This window comes from Pseudomonas sp. CBZ-4 (genome assembly GCF_000346755.1).
Classification (GTDB): Bacteria; Pseudomonadota; Gammaproteobacteria; order Pseudomonadales; family Pseudomonadaceae; genus Aquipseudomonas.
Window position 1 is genome coordinate 1 of sequence record NZ_ANNV01000167.1, and the last position, 23,012, is coordinate 23,012.

A 23,012-nucleotide genomic window follows, 5' to 3' on the forward strand; every position below is an offset into this window, starting at 1 on the left:
CGCAGGCAAGCCAGCTCCCACAGTTGCCGGTTCCCACAGTTGAAGAGTGGACACCATGAGAAATACCGGTCGGCTCTAAGGCCGCCGCGCTCTGGCTTTTGATCTGGGGTCCCTCCAAAAGTGACCCGCTGTAAGAGCGGAACCCTAAGTGGCCGTTACCTAAATAATGGATATGTACACAGACAGACCGCCATCGCAGGCAAGCCAGCTCCCACACTTACCCCGGATGCCCATCCACCCGCGCCCGCCACAACATCGGCCCATACCGCCACAAGTACAGCCCAAATCCGCAACACCAACACACCCCCGCCAACCACAACGCCGCCACAGGCCACACCAGCACCAGCAACACCCGGCACACACAGGCCAGATTCAGCAGCACAAAAGCCAGCCCCATCCCCCGTGGCGGTTGCAACGGCCGGCCGGTATGGCCAAGGGTGACCCGGGCGATCATCGCCAGGATCAGGCCGCCCATGGCCCCCACCGTCAGCGCATGCACCGCCAAACTAGGATTCAACGGCGCGCCGGAATGCCACAGCGCCATGCCCAGGCAGGCCAGCGCAAGCCAGGCGTACGCCAGGTGCAATGACCACAGCAATGGCACCTGCCACAGCTCACGATCCTGCCAGCGCACCAAACGCAGCAGGTGCCCCAGGCCCAGCACGGCGAACAGCGCGCCAAGCCACAGGCTGGGGAACAGCGCCACCCCGGTGGCGTAGCACAACGCAACCAGGATCGACCCACCGAGCAACAGATAATCCAACCACGGCCAAGGCTTGACCGCCTCAACCCGCCCCAAACCACGCTGGGTAAAAAACGGAATCACCCGCCCACCAATCAACCCCATCATCGCCGCCACCAGCCACAACCCGGCCAGCACCGCCTGGCGTTGCAGACTCGCGTCAACCAACGACACCCCATCCACCACCGCCAGCAGCACCAACACCAGCACAATCGGGTAGTTGCGCGTCTGCCGTACCTTCCACAGCGTCCAGCCCATCACCCCGGCCACGGCCAACGGAAAGCTCAGTTCCAGCAACGCCAGCAACGGCCACGGGACGTTCAGCAACCAACCCAAGCGCGCCGCCAGCCACAACGCCACCAGTACGGCCAAGGGCGCACCGCTGAGGCCCGGGCGCCCGGTCCAGGTCTGCACCGCCGTCAGCAGGAAGCCAGCGATGATCGCCACGCCAAAACCGAACAACAGCTCATGCCGATGCCACGCCAGCCAGCCGCCCGCCGGTTGCCAACCGCCGGTCATGCCGCCCAGCGCCAGCAGCCACAGGGGAATCGCCAGCGCCGCCAACAGGCACGCACCGAGAAAAAAAGGCCGGAAGGCCAGGCGAAACAACGGGGTAATCGACAATGCCTTGCGCCGATCCAGTACGTGCATGTTGCGGCTCCTCAACTCAGTTCTGTGGTGATGGTGCGCCTGTGCCCGCGTCTTGCCCTTGTCGCAGATCAAGCTGTGCCAAGGGCAGTCGGATTAGCCTTGAGCCCCCTTCCCCTTTGTGTCCCGAGGTATTGATGGTGCTCCATCGTGTCCATCACCAGATCCTGCGCAGTCACCACCTGTTCGAGCCCATGGACGAGGCCCAACTGAGTGAGTTGATGAGCAACAGCCAATTGCTCAATGTCGACAAGGGCGAGCCGCTGTTTCGCCAGGGCGAACCGGCCGATGCGTTTTACTTCGTGATTGCCGGCGCGGTGAAAATCTACCGCCTGACCCCGGATGGCCAGGAGAAAGTGTTCGAGGTGATCGGCGAGCGCCAGACCTTTGCCGAAGCGATGATGCTGATGGACACGCCCAACTATGTGGCGTGCGCCGAAGCGGTGTGCCCGACCCAGGTGTATCGCCTGTCCAACGCCACCTATATGCGCCTGTTGCAGAGCAACAGCCGCCTGACCTTCGCCTTGCTCGGCACGTTGTGCGTGCGTTTGCACCAGCGGGTCAACGAGATCGAGACGTTGTCGCTGAAAAACGCCACCCACCGCGTGGTGCGCTACCTGCTCACGCAACTGGTGCGCCTGCACAGCAGCGAGACGCGCTTTGAACTGCCCATGGCCAAGCAGTTGATCGCCGGGCACTTGTCGATTCAGCCGGAGACGTTCTCGCGGATTATCCGGCGCCTGATCGATGAAAAGATCATCACCCAGGACGGTCGCCACATCGCCATTCTCGACCGTTCGCGCCTGGAGCAATTCGAGTGAAAACCTGCCTCTACTGCCAGCATCCCAATGCCGTGGAGCGCGACACCTGCGAGCACTGCGCCATGCCGCTGCCGGCGTCCGAGGCCAGCCACCAGGCCCGGCGGCTGAGCCGCTTCCAGTGGTTTTGCCTGGGCCTGCTGCTGTTTTGCCTCGCGATGTTCTTCTGGTTGCCCAGGGGTATTTACTGACCTTCGGTCAACTGCCGGTACAGCTGCGGCAAGCGTTGGGGCAACTGCTGCGGCTGGCGGATCAGGGTGAAGCCATTCGCGCCGAACATGTACGGCAGGTAGTCGCCGGCCTGTTTGTCGATGGTGATGCAGAACGGGATCAAGCCCGCGCGTCGCGCCTGCAACACCGCGTGGCGGGTGTCTTCGACGCCATAGCGGCCCTCGTACAGGTCCAGGTCATTGGGCTTGCCATCGGTGAGCAGCAACAGCAGCTTGCGCCGCTGCGGGCAGGCGCCCAACAGCTGGGTGGCCTGGCGGATGGCGGCGCCCATGCGCGTGTAATAGCCCGGCTTGAGGCCCTGGATCGCGCCGCGTATGCGGTCGTCGTAGGGTTGCTGGAAGGACTTGAGCACCTGCAAGCGCACCTGATGCCGGCGCAGGGACGAAAACCCATACAGCGCAAACCGATCCCCGGCCCCGGTCAGGCTTTCACCGAACAGCAGCAAGCTGTCGCGGATCACGTCGATGACTTTTTGCGTGTCGTTCAGATGGGCGTCGGTGGACATCGACAGGTCCGCCAGCAGCAGGCACGCGAGGTCGCGCTGGCGGTGACGCTGCTCCATGAACAGGCCGCGCTCGGCACAGGCCGCGTGCTGGCGCTGCACATGGAAATCCAGCCAGGCTTGCAGGTCGAGTTCGCTGCCCTGGGGTTGCTGGCGCTGCCATTGGCGGTCGGTGCGCAGTCGCTGGAACTGGCGCCGCAGGCGCTGGGCCTGGGCTTGCAGGCGTGGGGGCAAGGGTTGCGGCGCCGCGTCGCGTGGCTGCATCAGTTGCAGGTTGACGAAGGCGTCTTGCAGGCGTTGTTGGCGATAGTCCCATTCGGGCAGCTTGATGCCTGCGCCGAGGGGGATGTCATCGACATCGGCGGGCGGCAGGTCGAGGTGCAGTTTCAGGCCACCGCTCTTGCGCACGCGTTGGCGCGACAGGCTCAACTGGTCGAGGTCTTCGGCGACGCGCGCGGCGTCCGGGTCGTGGCCGTCGTCGGTCCAGCGGTCGAGGTCGACGTGTTCGGTCCAGCTGAACAGGTTTTCCAGGCGGACCACCAGCAGGCCACCGTCGCGACGCTGGTCGTCCAGGCGTGTGGCGCGTTTGCGCGCGCCGTGTTGCTCGCCGGGATGGGCGGCGAGGTCGTCGCCTTCATCAAAGAGGTCGGCGCTTTGCGGCGTGTCCAGGTGCAACGGCGGGTACAGCCATAACGGCAGCGGCCAGGGCGCACATTGGCTGCGCGGCAAGTGGCGCACGCTGCCGGGTTCGCGCAGGGCCTTGCGCAAGGCTTTCTCCAACGCCGCTTCGTCGGGGCGCAGGCTGGCCGGGTCGGGGCGCAGGGCGATATGCGCGTCCACCAGGCGCCGGTAGCTGGGGCGCATGGCGGGATAGCGTTGCAGCAGCAGCCAGGTCCAGCGCTGGTTGTCCCGCGCCCAGTGGGTCATCGGGCCGGACTGTGCGGCGAGCAGGGCCAGCCAGCGGTAGAGTTCCAGGTTGAGCGCGGCGTGGGGGAACACCGCCAGGCGCGATGGCAGGCGCAAGCGGTTGCCGTCGCAGCACGCCAGCGGCGCCTGTTTGCAGGTGCCGGCGATGCGCATCAGCAGGTTGCGGCGCAGCAGCAGGTCGCGCTCGCCGGCAGCCTCCAGGGCGATGCCGCCGGCGCCGCCAAGGGCGCGAAACAGTAGCGCCAGACTGCGCTGGCGGTCGCGCAGGTGCACCTGCGCGGCGGGGAAATCCACGCTTGCACGGCGCGTGATAAAGCGGTGCCAGGCACTGCCGACCCACTCTTCCAACTCCAGGGTAAAGGCCATGGGCATTGCTCCAAACGTAAAACGGCCCGCTGTACCAGCCGGGCCGCCCTCTTGGGGATTAACGATCAGTGCACACTCGGCACCGGTTCACCGACCACCGCGCGCCGTTGCCGGAAGCTGTACAGGTAGCAGAGCAGCCCCAGCAGGAACACCACGCCGCTGGCCAAGCGCGCCCAGAACAAGGTGTTCAGATGCTCCACCGTGGCCATGAAGGGCAGTGCCACGCCGTCCACCGGCCAACGCTGCAACCACACCTGCACCGCGCCGGCGGCGGTGAGGAACAGGGTGATCATCACCATCGACAACACCATCAACCAGAAGCCCCAGACCTCAATGGTCTGCGCGCGTGCATCCGGCGCTTCACCAAGGCCACGCAGGCGCGGCATGGCGTAGCTGATCAAGGTCATCACGATCATGGCGTAGGCCCCGAAGAACGCCAGGTGCCCGTGGGCCGCCGTGAGCTGGGTGCCGTGGGTGTAGAAGTTGACCGGTGCCAAGGTGTGCAGGAAACCCCAGACCCCGGCGCCGAAGAATGCCGTCACCGTGGTGCCCTTGGCCCACAGCGTTGCGGCGCGGTTGGGGTGCTCGCGGCGCCGGCGTTTGACCATGGTAAAGGCGAACATCACCATCGCCAGGAACGGCAGCGGTTCCAGCGCCGAGAAGATCGAGCCGACCCACAGCCACACCTGCGGCGCGCCGATCCAGAAGAAGTGGTGACCGGTGCCGATGATCCCGGTGATCAAGGCCATGGCGATGATCACGTACAGCCACTTCTCCACCACTTCGCGGTCGACACCGGTGACCTTGATCAGCACGAACGCCAGCATCGAGCCCATGATCAATTCCCACACGCCTTCGACCCACAGGTGCACCACCCACCACCAATAGAACTTGTCCCGCGCCAGGTTGCCGGGGTTGTAGAAGGAGAACAGGAAGAACACCGCGAGGCCGATCAGCCCGGTCATCATCACCATGCTCACCGTGGTCTTGCGGCCCTTGAGCAGGGTCATGCCGATGTTGTAGAGAAAGCCCAGGCAGACCACCACGATGCCCATCTTGGTGATGGTCGGTTGCTCAAGGAACTCGCGGCCCATGGTGGGCAGCAGCTCGTTGTGGGTGAGCTTGGCCAGCGCCGCATAGGGCACCAGCAGGTAGCCGAGGATGGTCAGCACCCCGGCCACGGCAAACACCCAGAACAACAGGATCGCCAGTTTCGGACTGTGCAACTCGCGGTCCGCCTCCTCGGGCACCAGGTAATAGGCGGCGCCCATGAAGCCGAACAGCAGCCAGACGATCAGCAGGTTGGTGTGGACCATCCGCGCCACGTTGAACGGGATCAACGGGAAGAGGAAGTCACCCACCACGTATTGCAGGCCCATGATCAGGCCGAACAGCACCTGGCCGACAAACAGCATCAGGGCAAACACAAAGTAAGGTTTGGCCACGGCCTGGGATTGGAATTTCAGATAGGGGTTGGCGCTGCGCATGGCTCAGCCCTCCTTGTTCGGTGGCCAGTTATTGGTGTCGATCTTCGAGCTCCACTTGAGGAACTCGGCCAGATCACCCACTTCCTGGTCACTGAGATTGAATTGCGGCATGGCCCGGCGCCCGGGCACGCCCAGGGGTTGCATCTTCATCCAGGCGTGCAGGAACGGCTTGAACCCTTCGTCACCGCCCCGGCGCTTGAACACATTGCCCAGCTCCGGCGCAAAGTACGCGCCCTCGCCCAACAGGGTGTGGCAGCCGACGCAGTTATTGCGCTCCCACACCCCCTTGCCGCGCACAACCGATTCAGTGAGCTGGTCGACGTTGCTGCGGGTGGGAAAGGCCTGTTCGGTGTGGTAGGTCAGGGCCAGGAAAATCAGGAAGAAGAACACGCTCCCTCCGAAGTAGATATTCCTGGCCATGCCCTTGGTGAAGGTCTCTGACATGGTCGTCTTCCTCATGGCTTGGCGGGGGCCATGATAGGAAGGCGGGGGGTGAAAAGTGATTGATGGCGATCAAGAAGTGGGGATTGCGGGTGGGATGGGCCTACCCCCGATGGCCATAGGTATCTACACAACTACCGGACCTGACAAAACCCGAAGCGTTGGCTCTTGATCTGGCTTGTGATCTTGATCTTAGGCGCCCCGTTAACCACGCTGGCCGAACGCAGGCTTGAATCCGTGGGTAACCCGGCAGGACGCCGGGTTAGCCGTCCTGGGCCAAGGATGGCCCATGACGGCGGCCCACGGATTCAAGCCGGAGAGAGGGCACACCGAGCCAAGGCGAGGTGCCGAGTGGTGGGGCGAGGACCTTTTGCTTACTTTTGGGTCCTTCCAAAAGTGAGCCGCTGTAAGAGCGGAACCGTCAGTGGCCGTGACCGCAGCAATGGATATGTACTCCGACCCAAAAGCTCCGGCGCCATGCACATAGTAATCGCAGCGATGCGGCGACCCGACAAGCCAGCTCCCACCTCAGAGCGGTGTGCAACCAACAAAACTCAACCGCCTGACAGGCCGTCTTCGCGAGCAAGCCCGCTCCCGCAGTAGAGCCGGTTTACACCCGGTAAAAATCGCCCGACTGCCAGGCAGTCACGGGAGCAAGCTCCCTCGCCACAGGTCCAGCAGCCGCCCTCCGCCCCCATGCCTATGTACTCAACGCTCATCGCTTACTCCGTTAGTTTTCATAGGGATAAGTGCCCACGCGCGCTCCAAGCTTACTGCCCTCCGTACCTCCCAATAGGGTTGCGGTCGTTCATTGATAAATGCGTAGGGTCCTTGCATCGCGTGCACCTCCAAGACTGTGGCGCACGACTGTAGGAAGGCACTGCCGAGGGGGTGAGTCATCGTCCGGGGCGAAACTCATGTTTCGGAAGCGAACGACAAGTGAGCAGGCAATTGCCTACATAAACGAGCCACTGACTTAACGCTGTCAGCAGATAACACCGATCAGCAGCACCAGCACCACAGCCCATCCCAACAACATCAGGCGCCACCCCCAGGGCGCATGCCGCAACTCCATAAACCCGTCCGCAATCAGCCACGCCTTGGAGGCCGCCAACAACAGCACCACCAACCACAACCCCGCTGCGCCCGCCAGCACCGTCCCGGCACTCAGCGACACCAGCAGCGCCCAACACACCAGCAACCCCTGCGACGCACTCATCGGCCCTCACCCCATCACGTAGACCACCGGAAACAACACCACCCACACCAGGTCCACCATGTGCCAGTACAGCACCCCCGACTCCACCCCGCTCACTGCCACCCTTCCGCGCCAGCAGGCCATGGCCAGCCAGCCGAGGATCAGCTTGCCCAGCAGCACATGCAAAAAATGAAACCCCGTGAGCATCCAGTACAAGGTAAAGAACCGGCTGTACTCCAAGCCCAGTCCAACACCGGCAAGGTGGCTGTATTCGCCGAGCTTGATCGCGACGTACACCAGCGCTACCAGCAAGGCCGCCCCAAACAAGGCGGCGCCACGCCGTGACCGTTGCACGCGCACCTGTTGCACTGCCAACGCCGCGAGCAAGCCCGCGGTCAGCAGGCTCACCGTCATCGCCAGCCCGGTGGAGCTGTCCAGCTGGCTGCGGCCTGCGGCAAATACTTCAGGTTCAAGGCGCTGCGTGACGACAAATGCGAGGATCAAAATCGCAAACACCGTCAGCTCGGCAAGGATGAAAAACCACATCGCCAAGTCACCCGGCAGGCGGCGCGGTTCAGGCAAAGTGCACATCCACCACGTCCATCAATGCCGCGACGGTTTGCGGGTCGTCGCTCAGGGCCTGGGCCAGGCAGGCCAGGCAGGCTTCGCGCGGTGGCATGCCGGCGGCGATCAGGCGGGCGGTGAAGATCAGCAGGCGCGTGGAGGCGACTTCCTCCAGGTCGTGTTGATCGAGACGGCGCAACGCCTGGCCCAGGCGCACCACTTCAGCCGCCAGCGCACTGTCCACCTGGGCCTCCTGGGCGACGATGCGCGCTTCGTCCGCCGCCGCCGGATAGTCGAAGCGCATGGCCACAAAGCGCTGGCGGGTGCTGGGTTTCATGCCCTTGAGCAGGTTCTGGTAACCGGGGTTGTACGACACCACCAGCATGAACGACGGCGGCGCCTTGACCACTTCCCCCGTGCGTTCCAGGTACAACTCGCGGCGGTCGTCGGCCACCGGGTGCAGGACCACCGCCGTGTCCTGGCGGGCCTCGACCACTTCATCCAGGTAACAGATGCCACCTTCGCGCACGGCGCGGGACAGCGGGCCGTCCTGCCACCAGGTGCCCTGGGCGCCGATCAAGTGGCGGCCAATCAGGTCGGCGGCGCTGAGGTCGTCGTGACAGGCCACGGTGTACAGCGGCAACTGCAGGCGGTGCGCCATATGCTGCACAAAACGAGTCTTGCCGCAGCCCGTGGGGCCCTTGATCAGCACCGGCATGCGGTGGTGCCAGGCGTGTTCGAACAGCAGGCATTCATTGTCGACGGGTTGATAGAACGGCTCGGTCATCACACACATCCAAAGCAGGTTTGCGGCCACGCTAAGGGCGCCTGCGACAACCTGGCAAGCGCTACCCAAGGCAAACTTGATCGCCGTCAAGCGAGCATTGCAACACCTCGCCATAGTCTGGCCAGGCACTAAGAACCTGCGCCCGCACCCCGTTGCGCGGCACCGCAAAGGTCTCGCCTGAGGAGTAAATGGAATGCTGACTCGCCACACAAAAACCTTCACCCTGAGCCTCGCCAGCCTGAGCTGCGCGCTGGCCCTCGTCCTGCCCTTGAGCGCCCATGGCGCCGCCACGCCCGCCGTGGTGAAAACCGCCGGTGCGCCGGACATCAGCCAGGCCGACTTCGACGCCTCCAAGCAGATTTACTTCGAACGCTGCGCCGGCTGCCACGGTGTGCTGCGTAAGGGCGCCACCGGCAAACCGCTGACCCCGGACATCACCCAGTCCCGTGGCCAGGCGTATCTCGAAGCGCTGATCACCTACGGTTCCCCCGCCGGCATGCCGAACTGGGGCACCTCCAATGCGCTGACCAAAGCCCAGATCAGCAGCATGGCCACCTTCATCCAGCACACCGCGCCCACCCCGCCGGAATGGGGCATGGCCGAGACGCTCAAGACCTGGAAAGTGCTGGTCAAGCCTGAAGACCGGCCGAAGCGCCAGCTGAATAAACTCAACCTGGACAACCTGTTCTCCGTGACCCTGCGCGACGACGGCAAGATCGCCCTGATCGATGGCGACACCAAGCAGATCGTCAAGCTGATCGACACCGGCTACGCCGTGCACATCTCGCGGATTTCCGCCTCGGGCCGCTACCTGCTGGTGATCGGCCGCGATGCCAAGATCGACATGATCGACCTGTGGCCCGCCGAGCCGACCAAGGTCGCCGAGATCAAGGTCGGCATCGAAGCGCGCTCGGTGGAGACCTCCAAGTTCAAGGGCTTCGAGGACAAATACACCATCGCCGGCTCCTACTGGCCGCCGCAGTTCACCATCATGGACGGCGAAACCCTGGAGCCCAGGCAGATCGTCTCGACCCGCGGCATGACCGTGGACAAGCAGGAGTACCACCCCGAACCGCGCGTGGCGGCGATCATTGCCTCCCACGAATGGCCGGAGTTCATCGTCAACGTCAAGGAAACCGGCAAGGTCATGCTGGTCAACTACCAGGACATCAAGAACCTCACCATCACCACTATCGACGCTGCGCCGTTCCTGCATGACGGCGGTTGGGACAGCACCCACCGCTACTTCCTCACGGCAGCCAACAACTCGAACAAGGTCGCGGTGATCGACTCCAAGCAGCGCACCCTCACCGCCCTGGTAGACGTCGGCAAGACCCCGCACCCCGGGCGTGGCGCCAACTTCGTGCACCCGCAATACGGGCCGGTGTGGGCCACCAGCCACTTGGGCGATGGCGGCATCTCGGTGATCGGCACCGACCCGATCAAGCACGCGCAATACGCCTGGAAACAGGTGGCATCCCTCAGCGGCCAAGGGGGCGGCTCGCTGTTTATCAAGACCCACCCCAACTCCCATCACCTCTACGTCGACACCACCCTCAACCCCGACGCCAAGCTCAGCCAGTCGGTGGCGGTATTCGACATCAACCAACTCGACAAGGGCTACAGCGTGCTGCCGATCGCCGAGTACTCGGGCATCAAGCAAGGCGCACTGCGTGTGGTGCAACCGGAATACAACAAGGCCGGTGACGAGGTGTGGTTCTCGGTGTGGAACGGCCAGACCGAGGAGTCGGCGCTGGTGGTGATCGACGACAAGACCCTCAAGCTCAAGCAGGTGATCAAGGACAAACGGCTGATCACACCGACCGGCAAGTTCAACGTGTTCAACACCCAACACGACATTTATTGAGCCGCATCAACAAGAGAACCCGCCATGAAAAATATGCTCCTCGCATTGCTCGCCAGCACCGCCTTTATCGGCCTGCAACCGGCCCTCGCGGAGGACGGCCCGGCGCTGTTCAAGAGCAAACCTTGCGCGGCCTGCCACAGCATCGACAGCAAAGTGGTCGGGCCGTCGCTCAAGGAGGTCGCCGCCAGGAACGCCGCGGTCAAAGACGCGGCCACCACCCTCGCCAGCCATATCAAGAACGGTACCCAGGGCAACTGGGGACCGATCCCGATGCCGCCGAACCCGGTGACGGATGACGAAGCGAAGACGTTGGCCACCTGGATCCTGACCTTGAAATGACCCCAAGGAGCACGCCATGCAAGTTTCGATGATCGGTTCGGCCGCGGCGCTGCTCCTACTTATTCCCGCGCCCGTCAACGCGGCCGTGGATGCCCCGCGCCTGGAGCATCTGCTGACCCAGGACTGCGGCGCCTGCCACGGCCTGTACCTGACCGGCGGCCTTGGCCCGCCTCTGACGCCCCAGGCCCTGGCCGGGCAAAGCCGTGACAGCCTGATCGCCACCGTGACCCATGGCCGCCCGACCCGCGCGATGCCTGGCTGGGCGCCGCTGCTCAGCGCCAGCGAGATCGCCTGGCTGGTCGACCGTCTCTTGCAAGGAAGCCTCGCGCCATGATCCGTCCCCTGTGTTTATCCCTGTGCCTGTTGCTCGGCGCCTGCACCCAGCCGACGTTGCGCGGCACCGGCGACCTCGGCGTGGTGATCGAACGCGCCAGCGCCAGTGTGCAAATCATTGAAACCAGCGGCATGACCGCCCTGGCGCGCCTCGACGGCCTGGGCGACCTGTCCCACGCCTCGGTGGTGTTTTCCCGCGACCAGCGCTACGCCTATGTGTTTGGCCGCGACGGCGGGCTGACCAAGGTGGACCTGCTGGGCCAGCGCATTGAAAAACGCATCCTCCAGGGCGGCAACAGCATCGGCGGCGCGATCAGCCAGGATGGGCGCCTGATTGCCGTGTCCAATTACCTGCCCGGCGGGGTCAAGGTGTTCGATGCCGCCACCCTCGCCCAGGTCGCAGACATCCCCGCCACCTTGTTGCCCGATGGCAAGCGCTCGCGGGTGGTGGGCCTGGTGGACGCGCCCGGCCAGCGTTTCGTGTTCAGCCTGTTCGACACCGGCGAGATCTGGAGCGCGGACTTCAGCCACGGCACCCCGCCCACCATTACCCGCTTCAGCAACATCGGCGAGCAACCCTACGACGCCCTGATCACCGCCGATGGCCGCTACTACATGGCCGGGCTGTTCGGCGAAGACGGCATGGCCCAGCTCGACCTGTGGCACCCGGAACAAGGCGTCAAGGGGGTGCTCGCCGACTACGGCCGCGGCCAGGCCAAACTGCCGGTGTACAAGATGCCCCACCTCGAAGGCTGGGCCGTGGCCGATCACCAGGCCTTCGTGCCTGCCGTGGGCCGCCACCAAGTCCTGGTGATGGACGCACGCAGCTGGCAGCAGACCGCGGCCATCGCCGTGGCCGGCCAGCCGATCTTCGTCACCGCGCGGCCGGACGGGCGCCAGCTGTGGGTCAACTTCGCCTACCCGGACAACGACCGCGTACAGGTGCTCGACACCCAAACCCACCAGATCGTCGCCGACCTGCGCCCCGGTCCCGGCGTGCTGCACATGGAGTTCACCGGGCGTGGCGAGCAGCTGTGGCTGTCGGTGCGCGACGGTGAGCAGGTGCAGGTCTGGGACCCGTATCGCCTGACCTTGCTCAAGACCTTGCCGGCCTTGAGCCCCAGTGGAATTTTCTTCAGCAGCCGCGCGCAAAAAATGGGGTATTGAGATGGACCTTGACCTGCTCAGCCAGCAATTGATCGAACGCTACCAGCACGGCATGCCGCTGTGCGCCGAGCCCTATCGGGAAATGGCCGAGGTGCTGGGCTGCCGCGAAGCCGAGGTGATGGCCTGCCTGCAACGCCTGGAACTGGCCGGCGCCCTCTCGCGCATCGGCCCGGTGTTCGAGCACACCCGCGCCGGCGCCAGCACCCTGGCCGCCCTGGCGGTGCCGCTGGAACGCCTGGAACAAGTGGCCCGGCGGGTCAGCCAGTACCCGGAGGTCAATCACAACTATGCCCGCGAGCACCATTACAACCTGTGGTTCGTGCTCACCGGGCCGCACCGCCAGCACTTGGAACAGGTCCTCGACGAGTTGGAGAAAGACACCGGCCTGCGCCCCCTGGATTTGCCAATGCTCACCGCCTACCGCATCGACCTCGGGTTCTCCCTGGGAGCCCATCCGTGATCACGCCCCTGAACCACGAACAAATGCTCGACCTGCGCCAGTGCCTGGAACGCGGTTTGCCGGTGGTAAAGCGGCCCTATGACGACCTCGCGGAACGCATCGGCGCCCATCACGACCAGGTGTTGCAGCAGATGCAGCAGTGGCAGGAGCAAGGCCTGTTCCGCCGTGTCGGCCTGGTGCTCAACCACCGCGCCCTGGGCTTTGTCGCCAATGCCATGCTGGTGCTCGACGTGCCGGATGCGCTGGTGGATGAAGTCGGTACGCGCCTGGGCCGCGCACCGCGCGTCAACCTGTGTTACCAGCGCCCGCGCCGCCTGCCGCTGTGGCGCTACAACCTGTTCTGCATGGTGCATGGTCGTGAGCGCGATGAGGTCACCGCGCATATCCGCGCAGTGCTGGAGCAGCAACAGCTGAGTGACCTGCCCCACCACCTGCTGTTCAGTACCTGCGCCTACAAACAATGCGGCGGGCGTTTTGCGCCGCCACCGTCCCAGGTATGGGCCCATGGATGACCTCGACCGCCGCCTGATCAACCGCCTGCAACACGGCCTGCCGCTGGTGCGCCAACCCTGGCAGCAACTGGCGCAGGAGTTGGCCAGCCGCCCCTGCGAACTGCTCGACCGCCTGCATGATCTGCTGGAAGACGGCGTGCTGACGCGCTTCGGCCCGATGTTTGACATCGAACAGCTCGGCGGCGCCTTTACCCTCGCCGCCCTGGCCGTCCCCGAAGGGCGCTTCGAGACGGTGGCCGCGCAACTCAATGACCTGCCGCAAGTGGCCCACAACTACCGCCGCGAGCACCACTGGAACATGTGGTTCGTACTGGCCTGCGCCAGCGCCGCGGAGCTGGCACAGGCCCTGTCCCGCATCGAAGCCCTCACGGGGCTGGCGGTGCTCAACCTGCCGAAGGAGCACACCTACCATGTCGGTCTGTATTTCCCGGTCTGACAACGCCCTGGCCCTGCGCCTGATCGCCCTGACCCAAAGCGGCCTGCCGCTGGTGGAGGATCCCTGGGCGTGGCTTGCCGAGCAATTGGGCGTCAGCGTCGAATCGACCCTGGACCTGCTCAAGCGCCTGCAAGCCGAAGGTGCGATCCGCCGCATCGCCGCCGTGCCCAATCACTACCGCCTGGGTTATCGGCACAACGGCATGACCGTGTGGGACGTGGCCGACGCGCAGCTGCCGCGCCTGGGCGAACTGCTGGGCGCGCAGCCCTTCGTCAGCCATTGCTACCGCCGCCCGCGCCGCGCGGATTGGCCGTACAACCTGTTCGCCATGGTGCATGGGCGCAGCCGCGAAGAGATCGACAGCTACCGCGAACACCTGCGCTACCTGCTGGGCGATGCCTGCCGTGCCGACGAGATGCTGGTGAGCAGCCGCATCCTGAAAAAAACCGGCCTGCGCCTGCCCCCCTCGCACTAAGGAGTTGCCATGCTGCGGATCAGTCAGTACTTGCGCACAGTGGCCGGCCAATGCCCGCCACCCCGCACCTCGACGCCGGGCAGTGAGCGCCCGCCGGTGGTGATCTGGAACCTGTTGCGCCGCTGCAACCTCACCTGCAAACACTGTTACGCCACCAGCGCCGACAGCGTGTTTCGCGATGAGTTGGACACTGCCACGGCGCTGCGGGTGATCGACGATCTGCACGACGCCGGGGTGCGCGTGTTGATCCTGTCCGGCGGCGAACCCTTGCTGCGCGAGGACCTGTTCCAGCTCAGCGCCTACGCCCGGCAAAAAGGCTTTTTCGTCGCGCTGTCCACCAACGGCACGCTGATCGACGAGCACAACATCCAGCAGATCGCCGACGCCCGCTACGACTACGTGGGCATCAGCATCGATGGGCTGGAGGCCACCCACGATGCGTTTCGGCAAATGCACGGCAGTTTCCGGCGCTCGCTGCACGCCATCCGCCTGTGCCGCGAAGCCGGGATTCGCGTGGGCCTGCGCACCACGCTGACCCAGGAAAACCATGCCCAGTTGCCACAACTGCTGGCGCTGATGCGCAGCTACGACGTGCAGAAGTTCTACCTGTCGCACCTCAACTACAGCGGGCGCGGCAAACGCAGTCGCCTGCTGGACGCCCACCGCCAGATGGGTCGCGAGGCCATGACGCTGATTTTCCAGCAGGCCTGGGATGACATCGAACAGGGCGTGGCCAGCGACTTTGTCAGCGGCAACAACGACGCCGACGCCATCCTTTTGCTGCAATGGGTGCACCGCCACCTGCCCGAGCACTACCCGCAACTGGAACACCTGCTGCACGGCTGGGGCGGCAATGCGTCGGGCAGTGGCATCGCGAATATCGACAACACCGGCGAAGTGCACCCGGACACCTACTGGTGGCAGCACTCGGTGGGCAACGTGCGCAACACCCGCTTCCGCCACCTCTGGCTGGACCAGCCCGACCCGTTGCTGCTGCGCCTGCGCGAGCACCCGCGACAGATCGGCGGGCGCTGTACCGAGTGCCGCTGGCTGGCGATCTGCAACGGCAACACGCGGACCCGCGCCTGGGCCGATGGCGACCTCTGGGGCCCGGACCCCGGTTGTTATCTGAGCGACACCGAGATCGCACGCCACCCCCTCGACCTGATCCCGTGCGCTACCCGGTGACACAACCGCGGGCGCCTTCCTGATGATGAACCAAGGACGTCACATGCACCTTCCGACCGCCATACCCGCCAGTTTGCACAGCCCCTTCCACCCCGGCGAAGTCGCGTTGGTGGGCGCCGGCCCCGGCGACCCACGCCTGCTGACGCTGCGCGCCTGGGGCCTGTTGATGCAGGCCGACGCGGTGGTGTTCGACCGCCTGATCAGCGCCGAACTGCTGAGCCTGATCCCCCTCAGCTGCGCGCGTCACTACGTGGGCAAGGCCAGCGGCTACCACAGCCTGCCCCAGGAGCAACTCAACGCACTGCTGGCGGAGTTGGCCGAGCAGGGTCAACGCGTGGTACGCCTCAAGGGCGGCGACCCGTTTATCTTCGGGCGCGGCGCCGAGGAGCTGGAATACCTGCTCGCGCGCGACATTCCCTGCCAGGTGGTGCCGGGCATCACCGCCGCGTCCGGGTGCAGCGCCTATGCGGGGATCCCGTTGACCCACCGCGACCTCGTCAACTCCTGCCGCTTCGTCACCGGGCATTTGCAGCGCGACGGCGCCTTGAAACTGCCGTGGGCCAGCCTCGCCGAGCCCAGCCAGACCCTGGTGTTCTACATGGGCCTGGCGAACCTGGCGCTGATCGCCGAACACCTGGTGGCCGCCGGCTTGCCGGGCGATACGCCGGCGGCGCTGATCTACAACGGTGCGCGGGCCGACCAGCACGTAGCCCGTGGCACCTTGCGCCAGTTGCCGACCCTGGCCGCCGACTGCGAACCCGGTGTGCCGACCCTGACGGTGATTGGCGCAGTGGTCGACCTGTTTGCCGACGCCGCCCTGCACTACCCGGCCAGCCTGTCGGCGCGCCGCGCAGCGGTGGCGCCATGAAACGCCTGTGGCTGCTGCCGCTGCTGTGGGCCAGCGCCGCCCATGGCACGCCGGCCGAGGACTACCAGCAGTATTGCGCAAGTTGCCATGGCCTCAATCGCATCGGCGCCAGCGGCCCGGCACTGCTGCCGGAAAGCCTCGGGCGGATCAAGCCGGACGAGGTGCGCAAGGTCATCACACACGGGCGTCCCGCCAGCCAGATGGCCGCCTTCGCGCCGCAACTGAGCGCAGCACAGATCGACGCCCTGGCGGACTTCCTGCAACAGCCACCGGTCACGCCTGTCAGCTGGGAGGCGCAAGACATCCGCAACAGCCACCACCTGCTGGCCGACCTGGGCCAATTGCCGACGACCCCGCAACACCACGCCGACCCGCTCAACCTGTTTGTGGTGGTGGAGTCCGGCGACCATCACATCGACATCCTCGACGGTGATCGCTTCACCGTGCTGGACCGTTTCGCCAGCCACTTTGCCGTGCACGGCGGGCCCAAGTTCTCGCCGGACGGACGCTTCGTGTATTTCGCCTCGCGGGATGGCTGGATCAGCCTCTACGACCTGCACAACCTCACCCTGATCGCCGAGATCCGCGCCGGGCTCAACACCCGCAACCTCGCGGTGAGCAAGGATGGGCGCTGGGTGCTGGTGGGCAACTACCTGCCGGGCAACCTGGTGGTGCTCGATGCGCGGGATTTGTCGCTGGTCAAGACGCTGTCCACCGGCTCACGGGTCAGCGCCGTGTACACCGCACCGCCGCGCAACAGTTTTGTCGTGGCGCTCAAGGACGTGAACGAGGTGTGGGAGCTGTCCTATGCCGCCCCCGACCCCGGCTTCGAACCCCGGCGCATCGCGGCCCGCGACGTGCTGGATGACTTCTCGTTCACCCCGGATTACCGCCAGTTGCTCGCCACGTCACGCAAGGCCGGCGGCGGCCAGGTGATCGACCTGGATTCCGGTGCCGTGGTCACGGACATCCCGCTGGCGGGCATGCCGCACCTGGGCTCCGGCACCTATTGGCGGCGCAATGGCCAGTGGGTGTTCGCCACGCCGAATATCAGCCAGGGGCAAATCAGCGTGCTCGACCCCGTCACCTGGAAATTGATCAAACAGATCCCCACCCTGGGCCCGGGGTTTTTCATGCGCAGCCATGTCAACTCGCGCTATGTGTGGAGCGATGTGTTCTTCGGCCCGGACAACGATGCCATCCACTTGATCGACAAACAGACCCTGGAAATCGCCCACACCCTGCGCCCGGTACCGGGCAAGACCGCCGCCCATGTGGAATTCACCCGCGATGGGCGCTACGTGCTGCTGAGCATCTGGGCCAGCGACGGCGCACTGATCGTGTACGACAGCCAGACGCTTGAAGAGATCAAGCGCCTGCCGATGAACAAGCCGTCGGGCAAGTACAACGTGGGCAACAAGATTGAGTTTGCCGAGGGTACATCGCACTGAGGCCCGCTCACCACAACAGTGTGTCGCCCAGGCTGATATGGTCACAGTCACCGTGCACCGTGAACCCTTCGCCGGTACGGAGCAGGTCGCCGCGCTCCTGGGCCTGGGTGAAGTCATCGTCACTGCGAGCAAACTGCCCCTGGCCGATGTAGTGGTAACCCGCCGCGGCCAGGCGTTCGAAACTCAGCTGGCGCATGGCGCCGCTATGGGCTTGCGTCGGTTGCGCGCGGTACCGCCGAGGTGGCCGGGCGTAGTCGAACAGGTGCAAGCGATCCGGCGCCAGGGTGATCAGGCTGTCGAGCTTGGACTCGAAACTGGCCAGGGTCTGCCAGGCGGCGCCGTAGCCGAGGTCGACACTCACTGAACGAAAATCGAAGGTGCGCGCCGCATCGATCAACGACTGGATCGGTGCGGGGTTGCGGTAGCACAACGGCGAGGGTTCGACCCCGGCGCAGGCATCGGGCGCGCTGATGCAGACGTGGTTGAACCCCAGCTCGCGCAGCAGGCCGACGCTCGCCCAATCGGTGTGCCGGGGAGCGAGGTCAATGGCGTAGTCGCCGCGGTCGCGCTCGAAGAAATTGAAGCGTGCATGCAGGGTGCCCATCATCGCCTGCACCTCGGCGACGGCCGCTGCGCCGCGCCACTGGAAATGCGCCACGGGTTGGCGCTGGTCGAGGTGGCGGCCGATCCATTGCACCTCCTCGTCCAGGCTGCGCCGGCACGCGTCGTTCGCCGAACCGGCCGGCCAGTGCAGGGACGCTGGCGTTGGCGGCTGCTGCGTAGGGTACGCACCACATCGAGAGAAATGACACTGCGCATGACGGGCTCCTCCATGGACGGTGAGCCATTGTCCGGTGCGACACCAGGGCACCCCTTGATATGCATCAAGGGCTTTACCAACTGAGGTAAAACATGCTCTTGGCCAACAGCACAATCGCCACCATGTGCGCGAACAGGCTGAGGTGGATAAAGCGCAGGTACCGCGCACTGACACGGCCACGGCGCATGCGCAGCATCGTCAGCACAAAGTGCAGCAGCACGCTGCCCGCGAGAATCAGCTTGAGGCTCAGCAATGTGCCGAAAGCGCTTGCCAGCGGTGCCGCCAATATCGGCCGATAACGCAGCCAGACCATGCCGATGCCCGCGCCGAACAGCACCAGCAACACCCACGGCATCAACGCCCGCGCACGTTGGCCGACGCCTTGTTCGACCTGCACCATCACCCGCGCCGGCAGGTGCCGATGCAGGTGGGCGAGGATCAGCACTTCGAAAAACACCGTGCCGATAAAGATCAGCGCAGCGAACAGATGGGCCAGGAGAAACAGCAGGTAGAGCATGGAGGCCTCGCAGGTCGCGCCGGGCCTCCAGTGTCGCGCCCTGCACGGGGCCACGCCTTGATGCCGGTCAAGCCGTTACAGCAGCGGGATGCTGTAGCTGACGATCAGGCGCGTTTCGTCCTTGTCCGTCGTGTCGTTGCCGCGCAGGACCGCGCTGCGCCAGGTCAGGCCGAGGCCCTTGAAGGTGCCGGTGGGAATCACGTAGTCCACGCGCAGGTCGCGCTCCCATTCACTGTTGTCACGGCTGGCCGTGCGGATGTGGCTGCCGTGGATATAGGTGACGCTGGAACGCAGGCCCGGTACGCCGAGGCCGGCAAAGTCATAGGCATAGCTGCCGACGGTGGCTTGCTCGCCGGCATTGACGAATTTCAGCGACTGCGAGTTGGTGATCAGGTAGAGCGAGCGGCCCTGGCCCTGGTTGATATGGGGGAAGTCACTTTCACCCGTGGTTTTCTGGTAGCCGAGGCTGACCGAATGCCCGCTCAAGGCGTAGGTAAACAGCGCACTCCACAGGCGGTTGTCGACCTTGCCGGTGTTCGCGCCGGGGCCGTAGTAACCCGCGCTGACGTAGCCTTCATCGCGCCCGGCCGCGCTGGCGTTCTTGCCGTCGGCGGTGCTGTAGAAGTAGCGCAGGTCGCTTTTGAACTGGCCCACCGGCAGTTGCCAGTTGTGCACCAGGCCGAGGAAATGCTGCTGGTAGAAGTTCTCCAGGCTGGCGTAGTAGTACTGCACTTGCAGTTGCTTGCTGACCGCGTAGTCCACGCCGCCGTAGTAGAACTGGTTGCTGGACTTGCCCTTGACGGGGTCGTTTGCACCGGCAATCGACAGGCCCTGGCCGTTGCTGGAGTTGCGGTCGACGACCTGCTCCAGCTTGCCGGCGATCAGGTTGAAGTCCTTGAAGTCTTTGGAGTCGAGTTGGTAACCGCGAAAGGTCTGGGGCAACAGGCGGCCGTCTTCAGTGGTCAGCACCGGCAGCTTGGGTTGCAGGTTGCCGACCTTGAGCTGAGTCTGGGCGATGCGCATCTTGCCGGTGACGCCGGTCTTGCTGAAGTCATGGGCGGCCTTGCCATCGTCCAGCGGGAAGACGCTGCCGGGGGTGTTGTCGGCACCGGCCTTGCCGGCCCGGCCCGAGGCGTCCAGGCGCAGGCCGATCATCTGCTGCAGGTCCAGGCCGAAGCCGACGGTGCCTTGGGTGAAGCCGGACTGGTAGTTGAACATGAACGCCTGGCCCCACTCCTTGTCCGACGCGCCCCGGGCGTTGCGGGTGTCCTGGTTGTAGTAGAAGTTGCGCAGGTCGAGGCTGGCTTTGCTGTCGTCGATAAAGCCGGACGCAGCAGCGTGTTGCGCGGCCCCCAGGGAAACGGCGAGGGCCAGGCAAGTCTTGTGATTCATGAAGGCTCCGTAGAATAAATGAGGCGATCCCGTCGCAGCCCAGCCCTGTTCTTTGTCGGTCGGGTGGTGCTGCATTCAACGGGAGCGCGCACGGTATAGCCTGGGCCGCGCGGGAAACAGCCGGGGAAACCGTCATTCACTTTTACCGGTTGCGTAACAATCTCAGGGTATTGAGTGCCATCGGCTGAACGCTCCCTGCGCGTCTAGTGGGCACCAGGCGAAGTCCCATTCGGTGCCTGGCAAGGCTTGGTGTTCTGAATCCGCCCGGCGCGCGTCCTTCCAGTCGAACACGGTCGAGCCTTGCCAGGTCAGGACCACGCCACTGTCTTGACTGGTGTCGGCGTTGATCCAGCACGCCGCCGCAGCCGCCATGAAGGCTTCGATCGGCTCATCGTCAATCTGCGTCCGATACGGCGAGCCGAGCAGCCAGCGGCAGACGTTGACGTGGTAGGTCCAATCCAGCGGTGGCCGGTGGCGATAGGCCCAGGTCATGAAGCTGCGGAACAGGTTCAAGCCCTCGGGCGGGTCAAGCTTGAGCAACGCCGGGCAGATGTCGAACAGGGTGTGCCAATGGGGCAACAGGCGTGCATCGAGGTGCACGAAGCAGCGGGAATTGCTCGGGTAGTCGGGCAGCGCCGGCTCCAGGCGCAGGCGCCGGGACGCCTTGCTGACCAGGCGGTTGGCGCCGGCAGGCAATAGAGGGTTCATGAAACGCACTCACAGTCGTGACGATAGAACGCCGCCTGATCACAGGCGGCCCAAGGCACACGTCAGAAAGCGGGGGAAGCGCGGGGGTTGGCCGAGGGCCAGGAATAGCGCGGCGGCGCCTTGTTGCGCCGTTCATGGGCCGGGCGCGGGGTTTGCCCCAGGCCCAGCAGCCAGGCCAGACCGATCAGGAACACCAGGGCGACGGTCAACGCGTTGCACACCGGGCAGGCAAAGTAGTTCGAGATGTTGCTGGAAGCCGGGCTACCCAACCCTTTGTCGGAAATCGGCTGGCTGCCTTCCACCGAACAGAACTGCCCGCCGATGCCGTTGAGCTCCAGGCCCATCATCTGCCCATGGCCCAAACCGCACACGAACAGGTTCATCAGCACGCAGAAGTACAGGGTCCAGGCGATCAGCGAGCGGTCGGGAGGGCGCAATTTCATGGCGGCGACTCTACCACCCCAGGCGCACCGAGATGAAGCACGGCGCGCCCCTGTGGCAGAACGTCGCACATTACGCGGGCCGGCCGGGGTTGGTAGACTTGGCGCTCTCCTCCCTTACTCCTTTTCAAAGCCTGATGTGTAGATCCAGAGCAATGCAGGCGTTTCACAGGATGCGCAGTTGATGAGTACGTTATTCACCCGCCGCAAAGTGCTGACCGGCATGGGCCTGTTGGGCCTGGGCAGCCTGCTGGGCGGCTGTGACTACAGCCCCAAGCTGAACTTCAAGTACGGCAAGGACCTCAGTGACAAGATCATGGGCCGCACCTTCAAGCTCAAGAACACCGACGGCGAGACCGTCACCCTGAGCTCGTTCCGTGGCCTGATGCCGGTGGTGTTCTTCGGCTTCACCCAGTGCCCGGCCGTGTGCCCGACCACCCTGGCCCGCGCCGCCCAGGCCAAGAAGTTGATGGGCCGCGACGGCGAGATCATGCAAGTGGTGTTCATCACCCTCGACCCCGAGCGCGACACGCCGGAGATCCTCGACAAGTACGTCAAGGCCTTCGACCCCAGCTTCGAAGCGCTGTACGGCACCCCGGAAGAAATCGCCGTGGCCGCCAAGGAGTTCGGGATCTTTTATGAAAAGATCCCCGCCGGCGACACCTACACCCTGTCCCACACCGCCACCAGTTTTGTCTTCGACACCCGTGGCAACCTGCGCCTGGGGCTGCAGGCATCCCTTACCGCTAAAGAGTGCGCAGAAGACCTGCTCACCGTCATGGAGGTCTGCTAATGACTGCCGTTCAACACCTCAAGCGCCTGACATTCGGCCTTACCCTGCTGACCCTCGCCGCCCACGCCAGTGCCCAGGTACAAGTGAGCGACGCCTGGGTGCGCGCCACCGTGCCGGGCCAGCCGTCGAGCGGCGCGTTCATGACCGTCACCGCCGACAGCGACAGCAAGCTGCTGAGCGTGGCGACGCCAGCGGCCAAGGACGTGCAGATCCATGAGATGAGCATGAAGGACGACGTGATGCACATGGGCCCGGTGGACTCGGTCGCACTGCCCGCCGGCAAGGCCGTCACCCTCGACCCCAACGGCTACCACGTGATGCTGATGGGCCTGACCGGGCAGATCAAGGAAGGCGACCAGGTGCCGCTGACCCTGACCGTCGAGAACGCCAAGGGCGAGAAACAGACGATTGAAGTGAAGGCCCCGGCGCGTGGCCTGGACGGCATGGACCACAGCAAGATGCACTAAGGGCGGGAGCTGAGTGGCGCCTGGAGGGGAACGAGGGCGACCTGATAGACAGACATCGCCCTTGCGCC

At 64.8% G+C, this 23,012-nt stretch carries 27 protein-coding genes; 15 read left to right on the plus strand and 12 right to left on the minus strand.

Annotation, left to right across the window (positions count from 1 at the left end):
- Positions 1 to 217: 217 nt before the first annotated feature.
- Positions 218 to 1,393, minus strand: coding sequence for an NnrS family protein (locus tag B348_RS0125700; RefSeq protein ID WP_017738900.1), 1,176 nt, complete (start codon positions 1,391 to 1,393; stop codon positions 218 to 220).
- 134 nt (positions 1,394 to 1,527) lie between these two features.
- On the opposite strand from B348_RS0125700, the gene B348_RS0125705 reads away from it, so the two are divergent.
- Positions 1,528 to 2,211, plus strand: coding sequence for a Crp/Fnr family transcriptional regulator (locus B348_RS0125705; RefSeq protein ID WP_017738901.1), 684 nt, complete (start codon positions 1,528 to 1,530; stop codon positions 2,209 to 2,211).
- Positions 2,208 to 2,399, plus strand: coding sequence for a hypothetical protein (locus tag B348_RS0125710; protein ID WP_017738902.1), 192 nt, complete (start codon positions 2,208 to 2,210; stop codon positions 2,397 to 2,399). The genes B348_RS0125705 and B348_RS0125710 overlap by 4 nt, the downstream gene beginning before the upstream one ends.
- Here the strand turns inward: B348_RS0125710 and B348_RS0125715 are convergent.
- The 6 genes from B348_RS0125715 to B348_RS0125745 all read right to left on the minus strand — a co-directional run bounded on the left by B348_RS0125715 (position 2,393) and on the right by B348_RS0125745 (position 8,711).
- Entirely contained in the window at positions 2,393 to 4,234 is a 1,842-nt protein-coding gene (locus tag B348_RS0125715) for a nitric oxide reductase activation protein NorD (protein WP_017738903.1), read from the minus strand. The genes B348_RS0125710 and B348_RS0125715 overlap by 7 nt on opposite strands.
- A gap of 65 nt (positions 4,235 to 4,299) precedes the next feature.
- Entirely contained in the window at positions 4,300 to 5,721 is a 1,422-nt protein-coding gene (locus B348_RS0125720) for a cbb3-type cytochrome c oxidase subunit I (RefSeq protein WP_017738904.1), read from the minus strand.
- A 3-nt stretch (positions 5,722 to 5,724) separates the two neighbouring features.
- The gene (locus B348_RS0125725; protein ID WP_017738905.1) at positions 5,725 to 6,165 is read right to left on the minus strand and encodes a cytochrome c; all 441 of its coding nucleotides are present in this window, start codon (positions 6,163 to 6,165) and stop codon (positions 5,725 to 5,727) included.
- Positions 6,166 to 7,147: 982 nt separating this feature from the next.
- Positions 7,148 to 7,381, minus strand: coding sequence for a cytochrome C oxidase subunit IV family protein (locus B348_RS0125735; protein WP_017738907.1), 234 nt, complete (start codon positions 7,379 to 7,381; stop codon positions 7,148 to 7,150).
- 6 nt (positions 7,382 to 7,387) lie between these two features.
- The gene (locus B348_RS0125740; protein ID WP_017738908.1) at positions 7,388 to 7,951 is read right to left on the minus strand and encodes a cytochrome c oxidase subunit 3; all 564 of its coding nucleotides are present in this window, start codon (positions 7,949 to 7,951) and stop codon (positions 7,388 to 7,390) included.
- Complete coding sequence (locus B348_RS0125745) at positions 7,935 to 8,711, minus strand: CbbQ/NirQ/NorQ/GpvN family protein (protein ID WP_017738909.1); 777 nt, start codon at positions 8,709 to 8,711, stop codon at positions 7,935 to 7,937. Before B348_RS0125745 ends, B348_RS0125740 begins: the two co-directional genes overlap by 17 nt.
- 193 nt (positions 8,712 to 8,904) lie before the next feature.
- On the opposite strand from B348_RS0125745, the gene B348_RS0125750 reads away from it, so the two are divergent.
- Genes B348_RS0125750 through B348_RS0125800 form a run of 11 tightly spaced genes read left to right on the plus strand, consistent with a single transcriptional unit; the run spans position 8,905 to position 17,807 of the window.
- Positions 8,905 to 10,578, plus strand: a complete 1,674-nt coding sequence (locus B348_RS0125750; RefSeq protein WP_017738910.1) for a cytochrome D1 domain-containing protein — start codon at positions 8,905 to 8,907, stop codon at positions 10,576 to 10,578.
- A gap of 24 nt (positions 10,579 to 10,602) precedes the next feature.
- The gene (locus B348_RS0125755; protein WP_017738911.1) at positions 10,603 to 10,917 is read left to right on the plus strand and encodes a c-type cytochrome; all 315 of its coding nucleotides are present in this window, start codon (positions 10,603 to 10,605) and stop codon (positions 10,915 to 10,917) included.
- 16 nt (positions 10,918 to 10,933) lie between these two features.
- Positions 10,934 to 11,251, plus strand: a complete 318-nt coding sequence (locus tag B348_RS0125760; protein WP_017738912.1) for a cytochrome c — start codon at positions 10,934 to 10,936, stop codon at positions 11,249 to 11,251.
- On the plus strand, positions 11,248 to 12,417 hold the full coding sequence (locus B348_RS0125765) for a cytochrome D1 domain-containing protein (protein WP_017738913.1): 1,170 nt from the start codon (positions 11,248 to 11,250) through the stop codon (positions 12,415 to 12,417). The genes B348_RS0125760 and B348_RS0125765 overlap by 4 nt, the downstream gene beginning before the upstream one ends.
- 1 nt (position 12,418) lies before the next feature.
- Positions 12,419 to 12,877 (plus strand): Lrp/AsnC family transcriptional regulator, encoded by a 459-nt coding sequence (locus tag B348_RS0125770; RefSeq protein ID WP_017738914.1) that lies wholly within the window; start codon positions 12,419 to 12,421, stop codon positions 12,875 to 12,877.
- 23 nt (positions 12,878 to 12,900) lie between these two features.
- Positions 12,901 to 13,389 carry an Lrp/AsnC family transcriptional regulator gene (locus B348_RS0125775; protein WP_032865208.1) on the plus strand — a complete coding sequence of 163 codons (489 nt, stop codon included), beginning with the start codon at positions 12,901 to 12,903 and terminating at the stop codon, positions 13,387 to 13,389.
- A complete protein-coding gene (locus tag B348_RS0125780; protein WP_017738916.1) occupies positions 13,382 to 13,825 on the plus strand; it encodes an Lrp/AsnC family transcriptional regulator in 444 nt (147 codons plus the stop codon). Before B348_RS0125775 ends, B348_RS0125780 begins: the two co-directional genes overlap by 8 nt.
- A complete protein-coding gene (locus tag B348_RS0125785) occupies positions 13,800 to 14,300 on the plus strand; it encodes an Lrp/AsnC family transcriptional regulator (RefSeq protein WP_017738917.1) in 501 nt (166 codons plus the stop codon). The genes B348_RS0125780 and B348_RS0125785 overlap by 26 nt, the downstream gene beginning before the upstream one ends.
- Positions 14,301 to 14,309: 9 nt before the next feature.
- Positions 14,310 to 15,488, plus strand: coding sequence for a heme d1 biosynthesis radical SAM protein NirJ (gene nirJ / locus B348_RS0125790; protein ID WP_017738918.1), 1,179 nt, complete (start codon positions 14,310 to 14,312; stop codon positions 15,486 to 15,488).
- A gap of 43 nt (positions 15,489 to 15,531) precedes the next feature.
- Positions 15,532 to 16,356, plus strand: a complete 825-nt coding sequence (cobA, locus tag B348_RS0125795) for a uroporphyrinogen-III C-methyltransferase (RefSeq protein WP_017738919.1) — start codon at positions 15,532 to 15,534, stop codon at positions 16,354 to 16,356.
- A complete protein-coding gene (locus B348_RS0125800) occupies positions 16,353 to 17,807 on the plus strand; it encodes a nitrite reductase (protein WP_017738920.1) in 1,455 nt (484 codons plus the stop codon). Before cobA ends, B348_RS0125800 begins: the two co-directional genes overlap by 4 nt.
- Positions 17,808 to 17,814: 7 nt before the next feature.
- Here B348_RS0125800 and B348_RS01000000130325 read toward each other — a convergent pair whose 3' ends face one another.
- The 5 genes from B348_RS01000000130325 to B348_RS0125825 form a co-directional block, all read right to left on the minus strand.
- On the minus strand, positions 17,815 to 18,504 hold the full coding sequence (locus B348_RS01000000130325) for a hypothetical protein (RefSeq protein ID WP_017738921.1): 690 nt from the start codon (positions 18,502 to 18,504) through the stop codon (positions 17,815 to 17,817).
- 196 nt (positions 18,505 to 18,700) lie between these two features.
- The gene (locus B348_RS0125810) at positions 18,701 to 19,144 is read right to left on the minus strand and encodes a CopD family copper resistance protein (RefSeq protein WP_017738922.1); all 444 of its coding nucleotides are present in this window, start codon (positions 19,142 to 19,144) and stop codon (positions 18,701 to 18,703) included.
- Between the two features lie 75 nt (positions 19,145 to 19,219).
- Positions 19,220 to 20,536: an OprD family porin gene (locus tag B348_RS0125815; RefSeq protein WP_017738923.1), complete on the minus strand. Its 1,317-nt coding sequence runs from the start codon at positions 20,534 to 20,536 to the stop codon at positions 19,220 to 19,222.
- 162 nt (positions 20,537 to 20,698) lie between these two features.
- Positions 20,699 to 21,244: a putative natural product biosynthesis protein gene (locus B348_RS0125820; protein WP_026137068.1), complete on the minus strand. Its 546-nt coding sequence runs from the start codon at positions 21,242 to 21,244 to the stop codon at positions 20,699 to 20,701.
- Positions 21,245 to 21,306: 62 nt separating this feature from the next.
- Entirely contained in the window at positions 21,307 to 21,687 is a 381-nt protein-coding gene (locus B348_RS0125825; RefSeq protein WP_017738925.1) for a DUF2946 domain-containing protein, read from the minus strand.
- A gap of 181 nt (positions 21,688 to 21,868) precedes the next feature.
- On the opposite strand from B348_RS0125825, the gene B348_RS0125835 reads away from it, so the two are divergent.
- Together B348_RS0125835 and B348_RS0125840 are read left to right on the plus strand one after the other, a co-directional pair.
- On the plus strand, positions 21,869 to 22,477 hold the full coding sequence (locus tag B348_RS0125835) for an SCO family protein (RefSeq protein ID WP_016976099.1): 609 nt from the start codon (positions 21,869 to 21,871) through the stop codon (positions 22,475 to 22,477).
- Positions 22,477 to 22,944 (plus strand): copper chaperone PCu(A)C, encoded by a 468-nt coding sequence (locus B348_RS0125840; protein WP_017738927.1) that lies wholly within the window; start codon positions 22,477 to 22,479, stop codon positions 22,942 to 22,944. The genes B348_RS0125835 and B348_RS0125840 overlap by 1 nt, the downstream gene beginning before the upstream one ends.
- The last annotated feature ends 68 nt before the right edge of the window (positions 22,945 to 23,012 follow it).